The sequence below is a fragment of the Chryseobacterium sp. 2987 genome, from assembly GCF_031456375.1.
Taxonomy (GTDB): domain Bacteria; phylum Bacteroidota; class Bacteroidia; order Flavobacteriales; family Weeksellaceae; genus Chryseobacterium; species Chryseobacterium vaccae.
Map to the genome: position 1 here is coordinate 388363 of NZ_JAVDUN010000005.1, position 15777 is coordinate 404139.

Genomic DNA, 15777 nt, shown 5'->3' on the forward strand with positions numbered 1-15777 from the left:
TGCGCTTCAACATATAAATTATCGAGAGAATTTATGCCGGAAAGGGATCTCTACAGATTTATATCATCTATCTTTGTTCATAAAATTAAGCGAAAATGATGCCGTATAAAGCATTTGCTGTAGCTAAAGACGGTACAAAACATCCTATTGAGGCCGAGTCTATTATCATAAAGCTTGTAGAAGATATCGAAATTTCTCTTTTACCACTACATCCGGTTTTTGACGGCAAACTCAATAAAACATTCTATCTTTGTTAAAAATAAAAAGTATGAGATATTTGTTGATCATGATGTGCCTTGTATGCTCGGTTTTCAGCCAGGTTTCAGCACAACAGAAGCAGGATCCGTGGAATGAAAGCCAACTGATGGATCCTGCATTATTAGCCTCCAGAATTACCCAGCACAAGACAAAAGATCTGGTTATTATTTCAGTAGGTCCGGAAGCTATTATTAAAGGTTCCGTAGACATTGGTCCGACCCATGAACCGGAAAATCTGGAAAAATTAAAAAATTATCTTAAAAAAATTCCAAAAGGAAGAGAAGTTGTGATTTACTGTGGGTGCTGTCCTTTCGTAAAATGTCCTAATATCCGCCCGGCATTTCAACTGTTACAGGAAATGGGCTTTAAAAATGCAAAACTACTCAACCTTCCGAAAAATATCAAAACGGATTGGTTAGATAAAGATTATCCTACCAATGATTAGAATAAAAACATTTTTCAGCATTCTGTTTTTAATGATTTGTACAGGATACATTTCTGCGCAGAAAAATATTGAAACAGGAAAGAAAGCTCCGGAAATTATACTTGCAAGACCTGATGGAAATTCTTTTTCACTTTCTTCATTAAAAAACAGGATTGTTCTGATTGATTTCTGGGCCACCTGGTGTGCTCCCTGTATGGATGAACAGCCGGAACTGAAGGCTTTGTATGATCAATTCTCAGATCAGGTAAAAGATAAAAAATTTGAAATTGTAGGAGTTTCTCTGGACAGGAATAAAGAGAGCTGGGAAAAAGCAATTCATCGTTTCAATATCAATTGGATACAGGTAAGTGACCTTAAGTTCTGGAAAAGTCCGGTGGCCAAATCCTATGAAGTTGATGAGCTTCCCTTTAATGTTATTATTGATGGAGAAGGAACTATTTTAGCCATAAATCTTCATGGAAAAGAGTTAGAGGATTTTCTGAAACAGAATTTAAGTAAGAAGTAAGATTATCAACGATAATAATCTGTAAGGAGTGGTAATTTTACCGCTCTTTTTTATTTACTTTATACATTATTTTATTACAGTTTGAAAACAGAATATTTTCGAAACTATCAATTTCATATATAGCATGTTAACAGATATCATTACCCACGGCCTTGATGTTATTTTTTGCGGAATAAATCCAGGCTTAAAATCAGCTGATGACGGGCACCATTTTTCAGGAAGAAGCAACCGTTTCTGGAGAGTTCTTCATCAATCCGGCTTTACACCTTATGAGATTGAAGCAGTAAACGATACTTCTATTTTAGATTTTGGGTATGGCTTGACAACTGCCGTAGCAAGAGCAACTTCTCGTGCAGACGAGCTTTCAAAAGAAGAATTTGATGATTCTCTGGAAGTTTTTAAAGCCAAGATAACTGAATTTCAACCTAAGTATGTTGCTTTTCTTGGTAAAGCCGCTTACAAGGCATTTTCTAAAAAGAAAGAGATTGTCTGGGGGCAGCAATCTGAAGATTTCTGCGGAGCCAGGGTTTGGGTTTTGCCTAATACCAGCGGACTGAACCGAGGGTTTTCGCTTGACGATCTTGTTACCTCTTACCGTGAATTTCATCTTGCCATTCAGAAGTAATTAAAAATCACTCTTTTCAAGTTTATATTTTGTTCGGTTTGCTTACATATTTGTTATTCTTCACAAAAAAGCGCCATGGCAAGAGCGCATCTTCCTGAGCGTACGCAACTCCTATGCGGGGATCTGCTATGATTTCATCAGGATGATATATAATACCATGATCTTCAATCCAGATTTCATTTCCGTCCAGATCTTTTTTATTAAAGGATTTATCAATGCCTAAAGCCTTAGCTGCGGATCCCGGTCCCGAAGAAATAGCGGTTTTAGCAGCAGGTATATTCCGTCTGAATTCCATGATTTCCTTACCTATCAACGGCTCAACAGCCCTGATCAGAACTGCATGGGGATCATTTTCCACAGAGGTTACCACATTAAAAAGATGATGAATTCCATAACATAAATAGACATAAGAAACACCGCCAGGGCTGTATAAAGTTTCGGTACGGTCTGTTCTTCTGCCGCCATAAGCATGGGAAGCTTTATCCTTCGTGCCAAAATAGGCTTCAGTTTCTACAATAATTCCGGCTGTTATTTCACCATTAATTTCTGTAAAAAGAACTTTTCCCAATAGATTCTGAGCCAGAAAAAGCACATCTTGATTAGCATAATAGGAGAGTGGTAGTTTCAAATCAATGGTTTTATGAATGTACAGATCAAAATTAAAGATATAAAAACAATTTTTCACAATCAAACAGATTTGTTGCTACATTTGAATATTAGTTATTGATATTCTAAAATATGATAAAACCCTTTACGCTCATCCTGTTTCTATGTGTTTTTTGTTTGACGGCACTATCATTCAATATTCCTTATCAGCAATCTTATCAAAAAATGATTGTTGGAAAATGGCAGCCTGTACTTTCAAAAGCTGAAGGAATTGAAGCAAACGGAAAACGAACGGTTCAGAATAATTCCAAATACGGCAGTAAAGATATTATGCAGTTTAATGCGGATGGTTCTATTATTGATGGCGGACAACTTTATTTTTCGTATTCATTAGACCCTAATGATGATAAGCTTTTATCTTTATTTGATGGCGGCAATTATGAAAGAAAATTTGAAATCGCTCAATTAGACAAAACAACAATGAAAATTGTTATGCGGGATACAGATAAGTATAGGGGAGAACCTTTTCACGTAATCTGGACGATTGTATTTAAAAGAAAATAAGCAGGTTTAAATAACGTCAGTTCGGGATAAGAATGTGTGATTGATGGAGGTTTGAAGCTGGGAGCTGGAAAAGGGAAGTTATGGAAGCCATCAAGAATAACGGTTGATCTGTTTTATTCTTTTTGTGATATTAAAATTTTATGGTAACTATCAATAATATAACTAAAAATAACTTTCAGCCTTAAACTCCTTAATCCAAACTTAGGTTAAATAAAAAATCCCACAACAATGTGGGATTTTTCATGGGTTATCTTCCTCCCGGAGGACAATGTTCTTTCAGATATTTTGTAAACAGGGTTGCTAAGTGCAATGATGTTCCTTCTCCTTCATCAATAGAATGTGTACGGTTAGGGTAAGACATCAGCTGGAACTGTTTATTATATTTTACCAGTTCATTAATGTATACTTCCGTATTTTGGTAATGCACATTGTCATCGCCTGTTCCGTGAACCAATAAAAGATTTCCTTTTAGATTTTTAGCATAAGCCAATGGGGAACCATTAACAAAATCTTCCCTGTTTTCCTGTGGAAGTCCCATATACCGTTCCTGATAGATATTGTCATAGAACAGTTGATTGGCTACCGGAGCAATCGCGATTCCCGTCTGATAAATATCGGGATACTGTCCCAAAAGGTTTAATGTGGAAGAACCTCCGCCGCTCCAGCCCCAAACAGCAACCCTTGAAGTATCTGTATATGGCCATTTTGCAAATAGGGCTTTTGCACCCATTGCCTGATCACGGATATTAAGCTGTCCTATTTTACGATAAACAGATTTTCTCCATTCACGTCCTTTTGGAGCGGGGGTACCGCGGTTTTCAAGGGAAACATACAGGTAGCCGTCTTCAGCCATATCGCCTGTATATAAATAATTCCAGCCGGTGTAGAAATTATCGGTTACGGTTTGTGATCCCGGTTCTCCATAGACAGTAAAAACAATAGGGTATTTTTTATTAGGATCAAAGTTTTTAGGTTTTACCACCCATCCGTCCATAGTAACCCCATCCTGTGTGGTAATCTGGAAAAATTCTGCTCTGGGTTTTGCAGGATCTGCTTTTGCTGATCTTTTGGGAGCAACAAGCTCTTTATGATCCGGTAATGATACAACAGCACCTGCTGAACGGGCATTAACACTGGTATTATTAAACACCGCGATTTTCCCGTTAGGTGATATTGTATATTGATTAGAGCCTGAATAGGTTCCCGGGGTAATTCTTTCTGCTTTTCCACCTTTCATGCTTACTTTATACAAATATTTCTGCGTTGCATTATCGGGAGAAGCTAAGAAGTAGATCAATTTGTTCGGGACATCAAAAAACTCAGGCTTTATCACATCGAAATTATCTTTGGTAATCAGTGTTTCCTTACCGTTCATGTCTATTTTATAAATATGTCTCCAGCCGTCCTTTTCAGAAAGCCATAGAAATTCTTTTCCGTTATCAATCCAGTCCCAGCCACTCGGATCGTTGTCGTTCCACCGGGATTTGATGTCAATCCAGGCAGGATCTGTTTCTGTGTGAATGGTTCTGCTTGTTCCGGAATTGGCATCTGCCACGATAATCTTGCTTTGATTCTGCTTTCTGTTCAATTGCTGCAAAATAACAGATTTTGAGTCCAGAACCCATTCCATTCTCGGGATATAGTTTTGAATTTCATCGCCTGCTATATCTGCTTTCTTTGAAGATTTTGAAGCCAGATCATAGAACCAGATGCTGCATCCGGAAGGGTTTTCGCCTACTTTCGGATATTCTACAGGAACGGTAAAAGAATACAGGCTGTCTGTATTATTGATCATCAGGAAATTCTTAGTATCTCTTGCATCCAGTTTCCAGTAAGCAATTTTGCTTCCGTCCGGAGACCATCTGAAACCATCCTGCGTACCAAATTCCTCTTCATAGGCCCAGTCAAAAGTACCGTTGATCATTCTGTCTGTACCATCAGTGGTAATCTTCGTAATCTGGTTGTTTGAAAGGTCTTCAATATAAATATTATGCTTAGATACATAAGCTGCTTTTTTACCATCCGGAGAAAACTTGGCAAACATCAATGATGAAGCGGGCAGGCTTTTCCCCAGTTGGGTAAGTTTTTTATTATTCTTGTCGAAGATCCAGTAGTCACCTCTCGTATTATCTCTCCATACTTTCTTAGTATTGGTAAAGAGCAGTAAACTTTTACCATCGGGAGATACCTGAAAACTTTGTACTTCTAACGCGGCAGAGCTTCCCGAAGGAATTAACTCCGTATTGCTTAAAAAAGTCTGGTCTTTTCCTGAATTCAGGACATCAACGATTTCAACGCCATTTTTAGTAAATGAATAATAAGCATTGCCATCAGGAGTCCATTGGGGCTTTTGTGCAGCCAACGGAGACAGACACAGGAAATAGAATGCAATGACGGTTAGTTTTTTTATGTTTTTCATAGATGATATTTGAATTACGCTAAATGTTCTGTTCTGTAATTTTCAATTTCTTCAACGGTTTTAATCAGTCCGTTCCCCAAAAGTTTGTATCCGTCATCAGTAATCAGGAAATCGTCTTCTACACGGATTCCTCCGAAATTTCGGTATTCATTCACTTTATCATAATTGATAAAAGCGGCATTTTTATTTTCGGACTGCCAGATATCAATCAGTTCAGGAATCATATAAATACCAGGTTCAACCGTTACTACAAATCCAGAATCTAATTCTTTACCCAAGCGTAAGGATTTAAGTCCGAATGTTTTGGTATCCTTTGGCTCTTCCTCAGTATAGCCGATATATTGTTCACCAAGATCTTCCATATCATGCACATCAAGCCCCATCATATGCCCCAATCCACATTGGAAAAATAGGGTATGGGCATGATTTTTCACAGCTTCTTCAGGATCCCCTTTCATTAATCCTAAGTCAATAAGTCCTTCTACCAGATGCTGGGAAGCTTTCAGATGAATGTCCTTGAATCTGACACCCGGTTTCAGAAGATGCTGAGCGTTATTAAAAGCATTCAAAACCACTTCATACATTTCCTTTTGTTTTGTAGTAAAAGTATTGCTTACAGGGAATGTTCTTGTAAGATCACCGGCATATCCCATCGCGGTTTCAGCACCGGAATCATTCAGGAAAAGATCTCCTTCTTTCAGGGTATTAAGACGGTAATGATTATGAAGTATGCCTCCGTTTATGGTGACAATAGGAGGATAAGACATCTGGCATTCCTTATTGGCTGCAAGATATTGAATGGCATTGGCTATTTCATATTCTTTAACACCCGGTCTGGCAATACGCATGGCTAACAGATGCATTTCATTGGATACATTTACTGCCTGTTCTATCTGTACTATTTCCTGAGGCTCTTTTACAGAACGCTGCTTTACAATTGCCTTAATCATCTCTACAGAAGGCCGCAGTTCTCCTATTTTAATGTCAAGAAGATCCACTAACAAAATTTTGTTGGAAGACTGATAGGGAGGCAGATAGTGTACTTTTCTGCCGGAGTTTTGTGCTTTTAGAAGATATTGAGAAAGCTGGGCGTAAGGTAAAGTTTCCTGTACTCCTGATTTCAGGCTTTTTTCTTTCAGGGTTTCCTGTCTGCCCATCCATACAATATCATCAATACTTAATTCATCTCCGAAAACGATAGTCTTATTTTCATCAATATCAATAATAGCCGCAATCCTGGGTTCCTGAATCCCGAAATAATATAAGAAAGTGCTGTCCTGACGGAAATAATATGGATTGTGTTCAAAGTTTACGGGATTCTCTATATTTCCCAGGAATAATAAAATTCCGTTGGCAACACTGCTTTGTAATACAGCTCTTCTATCTTGATAAGTTTGTACTGAAAACATATGATAATTACTTTTTTATTTAAAGCTTTAAAGTTACGACTTTGTACTATTTGCATCTCTTTATTCGGTAAAATAAAGGATATGTAAAGTTTGGATTTTAATATGATATTCAATGTTCATATTTTGCTTAAATTCGGCAATATTTTAACCTGCTCATATAAAGTGCTGATCTTATGAAAAGTCTCCAGTTTTCTGTACCTGCCGATACCAATAAAAGCATTCGCATCCAGGAAGATATGATGCCTAATTTCTACCCTTATTTCCATCGTCATACGGAAACTCAGATCATGTGGATCCTTAAAGGACATGGAACACTGGCTATAGAACAAAACCTTTTCAATTTTGAAGCCGGTGATATTTTCTATCTGGGTGCCAATCAATCGCATGTTTTCCGAGGTGATTTTGATAAAAATGAAAAACAAAAGGTTCATTCCATTTCTATTTTTTTTGACCCTCATAAAAAGATATCCGGATTTTTCGACTTACCAGAATTTGGAGAACTTAAAAGCTTTATAGATCATTCAAAAGTAGGCTTCCAGGTAGCTTCCAAACTAAAAATAAGTATTGGGGAAAGCATTGCGGCATTACAAAAAGCAAAAGGAGTAGATCAGATTATAGATTTCATCAGGATTTTAAACCACCTTATGCAAAACAGGTATTTGCATATTCCTTTATCTTCAGAGAAAAAATTACCTGATCATATTTCCGATACCGACAAAAGGATTATTGATGCCCAGACCTTTATCAAGAAAAATTTTGCCCAAACTAAACTCACTCTTGACAGTATCGCCAAAGAAGCCTGTATGACCCCTCAGGCGTTTTGCAGGTCCTTTAAAAAAAGAACCGGAATAACTTATATTGAGTATCTTAATGAACTCCGTGTACAGCGGGCCTGCAGACTATTGACAGCCAGCAATATGTACAGTATTTCTTCTGTTGCCTTTAACAGCGGGTTCAATAGCCTTACCAATTTTAACCGGGTCTTCAAGTCCATTATGAAATATTCACCTAAAGAATATCTGAAACATTACAAAGAGGCTACAATAGAGCAATAAAAAACCACCTGTTAAAATATGGTTAGAATCTATTAAAATATTAACATTTACCGTTTTGAAATTCTACTAGTTTTGGATAAATATTATTTGATATGAGTACAAAACTAAACTGGGAAGGTATTTATCCTGCTGTATTAACTCCTTTTACAAAAGAAGGGGAGATAGACTTTGAAATGTTTGCCCTTAATACAGAAGCCCAGATTAAATCTGGCGTTCACGGAATTATTCTTGCAGGAACACTGGGAGAAGCCAGCGTTTTAGAAACGGAAGAAAAATTTGAGCTGCTGAAATACGCAAAAAAGATTACCCAAGGAAGAATTCCTGTCATTCTTAATCTTTCTGAAAATACAACCAAAAATGCAATATATTTCGCTCAAAAAGCAAAAGAATTAGGTGCAGATGGCCTCATGCTGCTCCCACCGATGCGCTATAAAGCAGACAGCCGTGAAGTAGTAGAATATTTTAAAGCTGTGGCTACTGCTACAGATCTTCCTATCCTCATTTACAATAATCCTGTAGATTACGGAATATATGTTACTATTGAAATGTTTGAGGAGCTTATTGAATACCCAACCATTCAGGCTGTTAAAGAATCTACAAGAGATCTTGCGAATGTAACCAGAATGATTAACCGTTTTGGCAAAAGGATCAAAATCCTCGGAGGTGTGGATACGATTTGTCTGGAAACATTGATGCTTGGAGCAGATGGCCTAGTAGCAGGGCTTGTAGATGCTTTTCCTAATGAAACAATGGCTATGTACAATTATGTTAAAGCAGGGGAATATGAAAAAGCTGTAGCCATCTACAGATGGTTTATGCCTTTGCTGGAGCTGGATATTCATCCCAAACTTATTCAGTATATTAAACTGGCCGCCACTTCAGAAGGAATAAGCAGTCCTTATGTACGGGCACCGCGCTTGGAACTACAAGGAGAAGAGGCTGTAAGAATTAAAGAGATCATTGAGCAAGGCAGAGCCAACCGCCCAATATTAGACTAACACCAAAAATAAAGCGATGATGGAAGAAACATCAAAAGAAAATATGGATAGGAGAATTCAGATGGCTGCCGAGGCATATCAGTTTCTGAAAAATACAAATATAAAAGAACGATCTGAATTTATGAATGCTGTTGCCGATCAGATTGAAGCTTTAGGAGAAGAACTTCTGACAACAGCACATGCTGAAACATCATTACCTTTAGCAAGACTTACCGGTGAAAAAGCCAGAACAACAGGACAATGGAGAAGTTATGCAAAAGCTGTAGCCACAGGAATATACACTGAACCAAGAATTGACCTTGCACAACCCGACAAACAAAAAGGAGACCTCAGAAAATATAATGTAGGTATAGGACCTGTGGTTGTTTTTGGTGCCAGTAACTTTCCTTTTGCATTTTCTACGGCGGGAGGTGATACAGCGAGTGCTATTGGAGCAGGATGTCCTGTGATTATAAAAGCCCACCCGGCACATGCTAAGACTTCACAAATGATGGCTGATGCTATTACGGCTGTTGTAGCAGCATTCGGATGGCCGGAGGGGATCTTTAGCCATATTATCGGAGTTTCCAATGATGTAGGAGCTTATCTGGTTCAGCATAAAGACATCCATGCTGTAGCATTTACCGGCTCATTCAATGGAGGAAAAGCTTTATTTGATTTGGCTAGCCGTCGTGAAAACCCTATTCCGGTATTTGCAGAAATGGGAAGCATCAACCCCATATTTGCGATGTCGCATCTACTTGAAAACAAAGCTGAAGCACTGGCAAAAGAATATATTGCTTCTTTAACACTAGGAGTAGGACAATTCTGTACCAACCCGGGAGTGTTTATTGCGCTTAAAGGAAAATCCCTTGACCGCTTTATCACTGCATTGAAAAATGAAATTAAAGAAATTATTCCTTCCAATATGCTTCACAAAGGAATATTTGAAACTTTTGAAAAGCATAAAACCCTTGCAGTGGAACAACCTGAAGTAAATATTATTGCATCAGTAGATACAGAAATTGATGAATGGAAGGGACGTGCTATTGTTATAGAAACCAATGCTAAAAACTTTATTCATAATAAGATATTAAGCGAAGAAATCTTCGGACCTTTTGGAATCATTGTGACTTGTGAAACACGGGAAGAAATGACAGAGATTGCTCAACAGCTGAAAGGACAATTAACCATTACCATAGCAGCCACTCATGAAGATCTCCATGAAAATATGAATCTGATCAACCTTTTAAAAGACAAATGTGGCAGATTATTATTCAACGGGATGCCTACAGGAGTAGAAGTAGTATATGCCATGCAGCATGGAGGGCCTTTTCCGTCTACAACAGATGTTCGTTTTACCTCTGTAGGACCAGATGCAGTCAAACGCTTCGTTCGTCCCATCACCTTCCAGAACTGGCCGGGTGAATTTCTGCCGGAAGAACTGAAGAATGAGAATCCATTGCAGATCAGCAGAATAGTGGATGGTGAAATTCATTCAGGATCATTAAAATTGCAAACAACATGAACAGAACATTTTTTTGTATAGATTCTCATACTTGTGGCTGCCCTGTACGTCTTGTGGCGGGAGGCGGGCCTATTTTAAAAGGAAATTCCATGATGGAGCGCCGGCTTCATTTTATGAAGGAATACGACTGGATCCGCAAAGGACTCATGTTTGAACCCCGTGGTCATGATATGATGAGTGGAAGTATTTTGTATCCGCCTATTGACGAAGAAAATGATATCGGAGTTTTATATATTGAAACCAGTGGATGTCTTCCCATGTGCGGACACGGAACCATCGGAACAGTTACTATTGCCATAGAAGAAGGCCTGGTTGTACCCAAAATTCCCGGGAAGCTGCGCCTTGAGACACCGGCAGGAATTATTCTTATAGATTATGTGCAGGAAGGAAAAAAAGTAAAATCTGTAAAACTGACCAATGTAAAATCCTTTCTGTATGCTGAAAACCTTGAAGTTGAGTGTCCGGATCTGGGATTAATAAAAGCGGATGTAGCTTATGGCGGAAACTTTTATGCCATTATAGATCCTCAGGAAAATTTCAGAGATATTTCTGATTTTACAGCCAGCCAGCTGATTCACTATGGGAAGCTCATCAGAAAATTACTCAATGATCAATATCAATTTATTCATCCTGAAAACGAACATATTACCGGATTAAGCCATATTCAATGGACTGGTAATCCAAAAGATCCTGAAGCCAGTGGTCGAAATGCCGTGTTAGTAGGTGAGAATGCTCTGGATCGTTCACCATGTGGAACAGGAACTTCCGCAAGAATGGCTCAATGGTATACTAAAGGAAAATTAAAAGAAGGGGAAACATTCATTCATGAAAGCTATATCGGTTCGCAGTTTATCGGAAGAATTGAAGGAACAGCCAGTGTTGGCGGAAAACCTGCCATTATTCCTTCAGTAGAAGGCTGGGCAAGAATTACCGGTTATAATCAGATTATTATTGACGATGAAGATCCTTACTGGCAGGGATTTCAGGTTATGTAAACAAACGTATGACACAGAATAAAGGAAAAGCACTTATCATTGGTGCAGGAATAGCAGGATTAAGCTCAGCATATTATCTTTTGCAGAAAGGCTGGGAAGTAGAAATTCTGGAGCAGAATGATCTTACCAACAATTGTTCCTATGGCAATGCCGGGATGATCGTACCCAGTCATTTTACGCCATTGGCCGCTCCGGGAGTGGTAGCTCAGGGAATACGCTGGATGTTTGACAGTAAAAGTCCGTTTTATGTAAAACCTTCACTTAATTCGAGACTCATCTCCTGGGGATTGAAATTTTTAAAACATTCCAATCAAAGCCATGTAGATCGTTCAGCATCCGCAATCAGGGATCTCAACCTGGCAAGCAGCATACTTTATAATGAAATTGCCCAAAAGGATGGGTTTGATTTTGAACTGAATCAAAACGGTATTCTGATGCTCTATAAAACGGAGAAAGTAGCACAGGAAGAAACAGAGCTTGCCCATAAAGCCATCAGTATGGGCTTACGTGTTGATATTCTGGATAAAGCAGGAATTCAAGCGCTGGAACCCAATACCCAACTCGATGTCATTGGGGGCATCAACTATAAATGCGACGGGCATATGAACCCCATGAAACTGATGCAACAAATGATCGCTTATCTTAAAAATAATGGAGTCATCTTCCATACTCATCATCAGGTAAAAGGGTTTGAGACTTCCGGAAACTATATTAAGGCGGTCATCGCCAATGATCAAAAATTTACAGCAGATCGGTTTGTTATGACAGGAGGTTCATTTTTACCCGAACTCGCCCAAAAAGCAGGTATTAAAATTCAATTGATGCCAGGAAAGGGCTATTCATTGATGCACCGTCCTGAAAATCCGCTCAGCCAAATAGAGCATGCTGCATTATTATTGGAAGCAAGAGTAGCTGTTACGCCCATGGATGGACAAATTCGTTTTGGCGGGACTATGGAGCTGGCTTCCCATCATGATAAAATAAATATGAAAAGGGTAGAAGGGATCATTCAGTCTATTCCAAAATATTTACCTGATTTTCAAGTAAAAATGCCCAAAGAATCTGAAATATGGTTTGGCTACAGACCTTGCGCACCGGATGGGCTTCCATACTTGGGAGAATCTTCCCGATTGAAAAATCTAATCATTGCTGGCGGTGGCGGAATGATGGGATTGAGCCTTGGACCCGTTTTTGGAAAAACAGTTTCTGAAATTGCCAACGAACAAAAACCAACAGCAGACATTCATATTTTTAATCCTGAACGTTTCAATTAATATAAATTAACCACAGTTCGGGATAAGAATTTTTGATTTATAGAGCTTGGAAGCAGGGAGATGGAGGTTCTGAAGGTCATCAATAATAGATTGCCATCTTTTTTAGCTAATTTGATTTTACAGAGATTTTCAGTATCTATAACTAAAAGTAACTTCCAGCCTCCTTCTTCCATCTTCCAACCTTTTATATTTAAGAATTCAGGTTAATTAAATCCAGTTTTTATTTTGAATATTATCTCATGAAGTGAACCTTTCTTAGTTTATTTACGTACTTTTATTTAATCATTAACCAGTACGAGATTCTATTCTTATGTATTATAAAAACGAGACGATTATCATCCGTGAATTTACCCCTCAGGAGTTTATTTTGTTCAGTAAACTCTTCGAAAATGAAAATGTGACCCGCTATCTTCCCTATAAAACCCCGGAAGAATATAAAGAAATGTTTGATAAGGCATTATCAGATTACCAGAACAGTCCTTTCAGCAGATGGGGAATATTTCATGCAGAAAATAATGATTTTGTCGGAATGTGCCTGGCCAGAACTTTTTTCCATAATCCGGATCAGGTAGAAATAGGGTACACACTGGGTGAAAACTATTGGGGGAAAGGTCTTGGAACTCAGGTATGCCAGGCATTGGTTGACTATTGCCGCTCATTGAACGATACTAAAGAAATTGTTGCTGTTACCGATCTGGAAAATGCCGGATCACAAAAAGTACTTCTGAAAAACGGATTCAAAAGAATAGAAAATCTGGTCCGGGAGGAGGAAGAACTGGCTTATTTTCTATTGCAGAATCATTAAATTGGAGAACATCAACCTAATAGGTTTAGAAATAAAGCAATAACCTCATTCCAGGTTCTATATTTCATTTATCAGATAATTTGTTATAACTTGCAGGAATTATGATGTCGAAACGCTGCAAATACGCACTAAAAGCAATGGTCAGATTAGCAAGAAATTACAATCAAGGCTTTCTGCCCACTTCCGTTATTGCACAGGACGAAAACATTCCCAAAAAATTTTTAGAACAAATCCTTCTGGAACTTAAAAGAGCTAAACTGGTCAATAGTAAACAAGGTAAAGTAGGGGGGTATTATCTCTTAAAATCTCCCGATGAAGTCTCATTAGCAGATATTTACCGCATTTTTGACGGACCGATTGCCCTTACACCCTGCGTTTCTTTAAATTTTTATGAAGCCTGTGATGATTGTGTAGATGAAGCAGTCTGCTACCTTAGAAAGGAGTTGATTATCGTTCGGGAAAAGACCAGAAAAAGCATGATGGAAGCCACTCTGACTAAGTTTATCAACAAAGATTAAATTTTTTTTACCTAAACTCTACTAATTTGATAGGAGTTGTAGAATTTTATATATATTTGCAGGACTTAATTTTAATTGGATATGGAAAACAATCTGAAAAATAAATTTGATCAACTACAGGAAGAGGCTTCTGGAGGCTTACTTCAGGATAAAGGATTACAGATATTGGCAGATAGATTTCAGGGTAAGATCATCTTTTCTACAAGCTTTAGTTATGAAGATCAGGTCATCACTCATCTGATAAAGGATCTGAATATTGAAATATTTACGTTGGATACAGGAAGACTTTTTGAACAAACCTATGAAACCTGGACGAACACAAGAGCCTTTTTCAAAAAAAATATTAAAGCGTATTATCCGGATACCGAAGAATTAAAACAATTCATATCAGAAAACGGACCAGATTCATTTTATCAATCTGTAGAAAAGAGGAAAGCCTGTTGTACCATTCGTAAAGTACATCCTTTGAAAAAAGCATTGGCCGGATATGAAATCTGGATCACAGGTCTTAGGTCGGAACATTCTGCCAACCGTCAAAATATGCCACAACTGGAATGGGATCCTGATAATAAGATCATCAAGTTTCATCCCCTTCTTCACTGGACTTCTGAGCAGGTAGCAGATTATGTTAAAGCCCATCATTTACCCTACAACCAGTTACACAAAAAAGGATTTGTAAGTATCGGATGTGAGCCCTGTACCAGAGCTATTAAAGAAGGAGAAGATTTCAGAGCGGGCCGCTGGTGGTGGGAAGACGCCAATAAAAAAGAATGCGGGCTGCATATTCATCAATAAAAAAATAAAGAAATGTCAATACATCAATTAAACTATTTAGATCAGCTGGAGTCCGAATCTATCTATATATTAAGAGAGGTTGCGGGGCAGTTTGAACGTCCGGCGCTGTTATTCAGTGGAGGAAAAGACAGTATTGTACTGGCTCACCTGGCAAGAAAAGCATTCATTCACGGGAAAATACCGTTTCTCTTCGTTCATGTAGATACCGGACATAATTTTCCGGAGGTTTTGAAATTTCGGGATCAACTCGTTCGTCAGTTGAATGTCGACCTAGTCGCAAGAAAGGTTGAAGATACCATAAAAAGTAAAAAGCTGACTGAAGCTAAGGGCAAATTTCCAAGCAGAAACTGGCTGCAAACCTATACTTTACTGGATACGATAGAGGAATTTGAATTGGATGCCTGCATCGGAGGAGCAAGAAGAGATGAAGAAAAAGCCCGTGCCAAGGAAAGAATATTTTCTGTTCGTGATGAATTCGGACAATGGGATCCCAAACTTCAGCGTCCTGAATTGTGGAATATTTTTAACGGAAAAATTCACAAAGGAGAAAATGTAAGAATTTTCCCGATCAGCAACTGGACCGAACTTGACATCTGGAACTATATCCGCAGAGAAAAAATCGCATTGCCTTCTATATATTTTTCGCATGAACGGGAAGTCGTAGACTTTAACGGACAATGGCTGGCTAATTCGGAACATGTTTTTTTAGAATCCGATGATATTGTCACTACCAAAAAAATACGCTACAGAACAGTAGGAGACATGACCTGTACCGCGGCAGTAGAATCAAATGCAGAAACGATAGACGCTGTAATAGAAGAAATTGCGGCCACAAGAATCTCAGAACGCGGAGAAACCCGTATTGATGACAGAGTAACTGAAGCAGCAATGGAAGACCGCAAAAAAGGAGGCTACTTTTAATAAGCAGTCAGCAATGAATAATAAGTAATGGAATGGGCAGCTTTTACTTATTCTCACCGCAATATTACCCATTGCCCA

At 38.3% G+C, this 15777-nt stretch carries 18 protein-coding genes; 14 read left to right on the forward strand and 4 right to left on the reverse strand.

Annotated features, from left to right (window positions below; translation table 11 throughout):
• The first annotated feature begins 95 nt into the window (after positions 1-95).
• The 4 genes from J2Y40_RS17205 to mug all read left to right on the forward strand — a co-directional run bounded on the left by J2Y40_RS17205 (position 96) and on the right by mug (position 1833).
• Positions 96-257: a hypothetical protein gene (locus tag J2Y40_RS17205; protein ID WP_153392327.1), complete on the forward strand. Its 162-nt coding sequence runs from the start codon at positions 96-98 to the stop codon at positions 255-257.
• Positions 258-268: 11 nt separating this feature from the next.
• The gene (locus tag J2Y40_RS17210; protein WP_153392329.1) at positions 269-703 is read left to right on the forward strand and encodes a rhodanese-like domain-containing protein; all 435 of its coding nucleotides are present in this window, start codon (positions 269-271) and stop codon (positions 701-703) included.
• Positions 696-1208 carry a TlpA disulfide reductase family protein gene (locus tag J2Y40_RS17215; RefSeq protein WP_153392331.1) on the forward strand — a complete coding sequence of 171 codons (513 nt, stop codon included), beginning with the start codon at positions 696-698 and terminating at the stop codon, positions 1206-1208. Before J2Y40_RS17210 ends, J2Y40_RS17215 begins: the two co-directional genes overlap by 8 nt.
• A 124-nt stretch (positions 1209-1332) precedes the next feature.
• A complete protein-coding gene (mug, locus tag J2Y40_RS17220) occupies positions 1333-1833 on the forward strand; it encodes a G/U mismatch-specific DNA glycosylase (protein WP_310000348.1) in 501 nt (166 codons plus the stop codon).
• Positions 1834-1855: 22 nt separating this feature from the next.
• On the opposite strand, the gene J2Y40_RS17225 is transcribed toward mug, so the two are convergent.
• Complete coding sequence (locus J2Y40_RS17225; protein WP_310000349.1) at positions 1856-2461, reverse strand: DNA-3-methyladenine glycosylase; 606 nt, start codon at positions 2459-2461, stop codon at positions 1856-1858.
• A 203-nt stretch (positions 2462-2664) separates the two neighbouring features.
• Here J2Y40_RS17225 and J2Y40_RS17230 point away from each other — a divergent pair, with 203 nt between their 5' ends.
• Complete coding sequence (locus J2Y40_RS17230; RefSeq protein ID WP_310000350.1) at positions 2665-3003, forward strand: hypothetical protein; 339 nt, start codon at positions 2665-2667, stop codon at positions 3001-3003.
• A 247-nt stretch (positions 3004-3250) separates the two neighbouring features.
• Here the strand turns inward: J2Y40_RS17230 and J2Y40_RS17235 are convergent, their stop codons facing one another.
• Together J2Y40_RS17235 and J2Y40_RS17240 are read right to left on the reverse strand one after the other, a co-directional pair.
• Positions 3251-5422 (reverse strand): S9 family peptidase, encoded by a 2172-nt coding sequence (locus J2Y40_RS17235; RefSeq protein ID WP_310000351.1) that lies wholly within the window; start codon positions 5420-5422, stop codon positions 3251-3253.
• Between the two features lie 14 nt (positions 5423-5436).
• On the reverse strand, positions 5437-6831 hold the full coding sequence (locus J2Y40_RS17240) for an aminopeptidase P family protein (protein ID WP_310000353.1): 1395 nt from the start codon (positions 6829-6831) through the stop codon (positions 5437-5439).
• Positions 6832-7004: 173 nt separating this feature from the next.
• On the opposite strand from J2Y40_RS17240, the gene J2Y40_RS17245 reads away from it, so the two are divergent.
• The 5 genes from J2Y40_RS17245 to J2Y40_RS17265 all read left to right on the forward strand — a co-directional run bounded on the left by J2Y40_RS17245 (position 7005) and on the right by J2Y40_RS17265 (position 12660).
• Entirely contained in the window at positions 7005-7886 is an 882-nt protein-coding gene (locus J2Y40_RS17245; RefSeq protein ID WP_153392348.1) for an AraC family transcriptional regulator, read from the forward strand.
• A 92-nt stretch (positions 7887-7978) separates the two neighbouring features.
• Positions 7979-8884, forward strand: a complete 906-nt coding sequence (locus J2Y40_RS17250; protein WP_153392350.1) for a dihydrodipicolinate synthase family protein — start codon at positions 7979-7981, stop codon at positions 8882-8884.
• Between the two features lie 16 nt (positions 8885-8900).
• Positions 8901-10391: an aldehyde dehydrogenase (NADP(+)) gene (locus J2Y40_RS17255; RefSeq protein WP_153392353.1), complete on the forward strand. Its 1491-nt coding sequence runs from the start codon at positions 8901-8903 to the stop codon at positions 10389-10391.
• Positions 10388-11386 carry a 4-hydroxyproline epimerase gene (locus tag J2Y40_RS17260; protein ID WP_310000355.1) on the forward strand — a complete coding sequence of 333 codons (999 nt, stop codon included), beginning with the start codon at positions 10388-10390 and terminating at the stop codon, positions 11384-11386. Before J2Y40_RS17255 ends, J2Y40_RS17260 begins: the two co-directional genes overlap by 4 nt.
• An 8-nt stretch (positions 11387-11394) precedes the next feature.
• Entirely contained in the window at positions 11395-12660 is a 1266-nt protein-coding gene (locus tag J2Y40_RS17265) for an FAD-dependent oxidoreductase (protein ID WP_310000357.1), read from the forward strand.
• Here the strand turns inward: J2Y40_RS17265 and J2Y40_RS17270 are convergent.
• Positions 12657-12833, reverse strand: coding sequence for a hypothetical protein (locus J2Y40_RS17270; protein ID WP_310000359.1), 177 nt, complete (start codon positions 12831-12833; stop codon positions 12657-12659). The genes J2Y40_RS17265 and J2Y40_RS17270 overlap by 4 nt on opposite strands.
• Before the next feature lie 137 nt (positions 12834-12970).
• Here J2Y40_RS17270 and J2Y40_RS17275 point away from each other — a divergent pair, with 137 nt between their 5' ends.
• The 4 genes from J2Y40_RS17275 to cysD all read left to right on the forward strand — a co-directional run bounded on the left by J2Y40_RS17275 (position 12971) and on the right by cysD (position 15699).
• Complete coding sequence (locus tag J2Y40_RS17275; RefSeq protein WP_310000361.1) at positions 12971-13465, forward strand: GNAT family N-acetyltransferase; 495 nt, start codon at positions 12971-12973, stop codon at positions 13463-13465.
• Between the two features lie 101 nt (positions 13466-13566).
• Entirely contained in the window at positions 13567-13983 is a 417-nt protein-coding gene (locus J2Y40_RS17280) for an Rrf2 family transcriptional regulator (RefSeq protein ID WP_153392363.1), read from the forward strand.
• A gap of 81 nt (positions 13984-14064) precedes the next feature.
• Complete coding sequence (locus J2Y40_RS17285; RefSeq protein WP_310000363.1) at positions 14065-14778, forward strand: phosphoadenylyl-sulfate reductase; 714 nt, start codon at positions 14065-14067, stop codon at positions 14776-14778.
• A 12-nt stretch (positions 14779-14790) separates the two neighbouring features.
• Positions 14791-15699 carry a sulfate adenylyltransferase subunit CysD gene (cysD, locus tag J2Y40_RS17290; RefSeq protein ID WP_310000365.1) on the forward strand — a complete coding sequence of 303 codons (909 nt, stop codon included), beginning with the start codon at positions 14791-14793 and terminating at the stop codon, positions 15697-15699.
• Positions 15700-15777 lie beyond the last annotated feature (78 nt).

Excerpts from the sequence above, each read along its gene's own strand:
- J2Y40_RS17270 (WP_310000359.1), bottom strand. The coding sequence starts at position 12,833 with ATGGAAGAAGGAGGCTGGAAGTTACTTTTAGTTATAGATACTGAAAAT.
- J2Y40_RS17240 (WP_310000353.1), bottom strand. The coding sequence starts at position 6,831 with ATGTTTTCAGTACAAACTTATCAAGATAGAAGAGCTGTATTACAAAGC.
- J2Y40_RS17260 (WP_310000355.1), top strand. The coding sequence starts at position 10,388 with ATGAACAGAACATTTTTTTGTATAGATTCTCATACTTGTGGCTGCCCT.
- J2Y40_RS17275 (WP_310000361.1), top strand. The coding sequence starts at position 12,971 with ATGTATTATAAAAACGAGACGATTATCATCCGTGAATTTACCCCTCAG.
- J2Y40_RS17235 (WP_310000351.1), bottom strand. The coding sequence starts at position 5,422 with ATGAAAAACATAAAAAAACTAACCGTCATTGCATTCTATTTCCTGTGT.
- J2Y40_RS17245 (WP_153392348.1), top strand. The coding sequence starts at position 7,005 with ATGAAAAGTCTCCAGTTTTCTGTACCTGCCGATACCAATAAAAGCATT.
- J2Y40_RS17230 (WP_310000350.1), top strand. The coding sequence starts at position 2,665 with ATGATTGTTGGAAAATGGCAGCCTGTACTTTCAAAAGCTGAAGGAATT.
- cysD (WP_310000365.1), top strand. The coding sequence starts at position 14,791 with ATGTCAATACATCAATTAAACTATTTAGATCAGCTGGAGTCCGAATCT.
- J2Y40_RS17205 (WP_153392327.1), top strand. The coding sequence starts at position 96 with ATGATGCCGTATAAAGCATTTGCTGTAGCTAAAGACGGTACAAAACAT.
- J2Y40_RS17210 (WP_153392329.1), top strand. The coding sequence starts at position 269 with ATGAGATATTTGTTGATCATGATGTGCCTTGTATGCTCGGTTTTCAGC.
- J2Y40_RS17280 (WP_153392363.1), top strand. The coding sequence starts at position 13,567 with ATGATGTCGAAACGCTGCAAATACGCACTAAAAGCAATGGTCAGATTA.
- J2Y40_RS17255 (WP_153392353.1), top strand. The coding sequence starts at position 8,901 with ATGATGGAAGAAACATCAAAAGAAAATATGGATAGGAGAATTCAGATG.
- mug (WP_310000348.1), top strand. The coding sequence starts at position 1,333 with ATGTTAACAGATATCATTACCCACGGCCTTGATGTTATTTTTTGCGGA.
- J2Y40_RS17250 (WP_153392350.1), top strand. The coding sequence starts at position 7,979 with ATGAGTACAAAACTAAACTGGGAAGGTATTTATCCTGCTGTATTAACT.
- J2Y40_RS17265 (WP_310000357.1), top strand. The coding sequence starts at position 11,395 with ATGACACAGAATAAAGGAAAAGCACTTATCATTGGTGCAGGAATAGCA.
- J2Y40_RS17285 (WP_310000363.1), top strand. The coding sequence starts at position 14,065 with ATGGAAAACAATCTGAAAAATAAATTTGATCAACTACAGGAAGAGGCT.
- J2Y40_RS17215 (WP_153392331.1), top strand. The coding sequence starts at position 696 with ATGATTAGAATAAAAACATTTTTCAGCATTCTGTTTTTAATGATTTGT.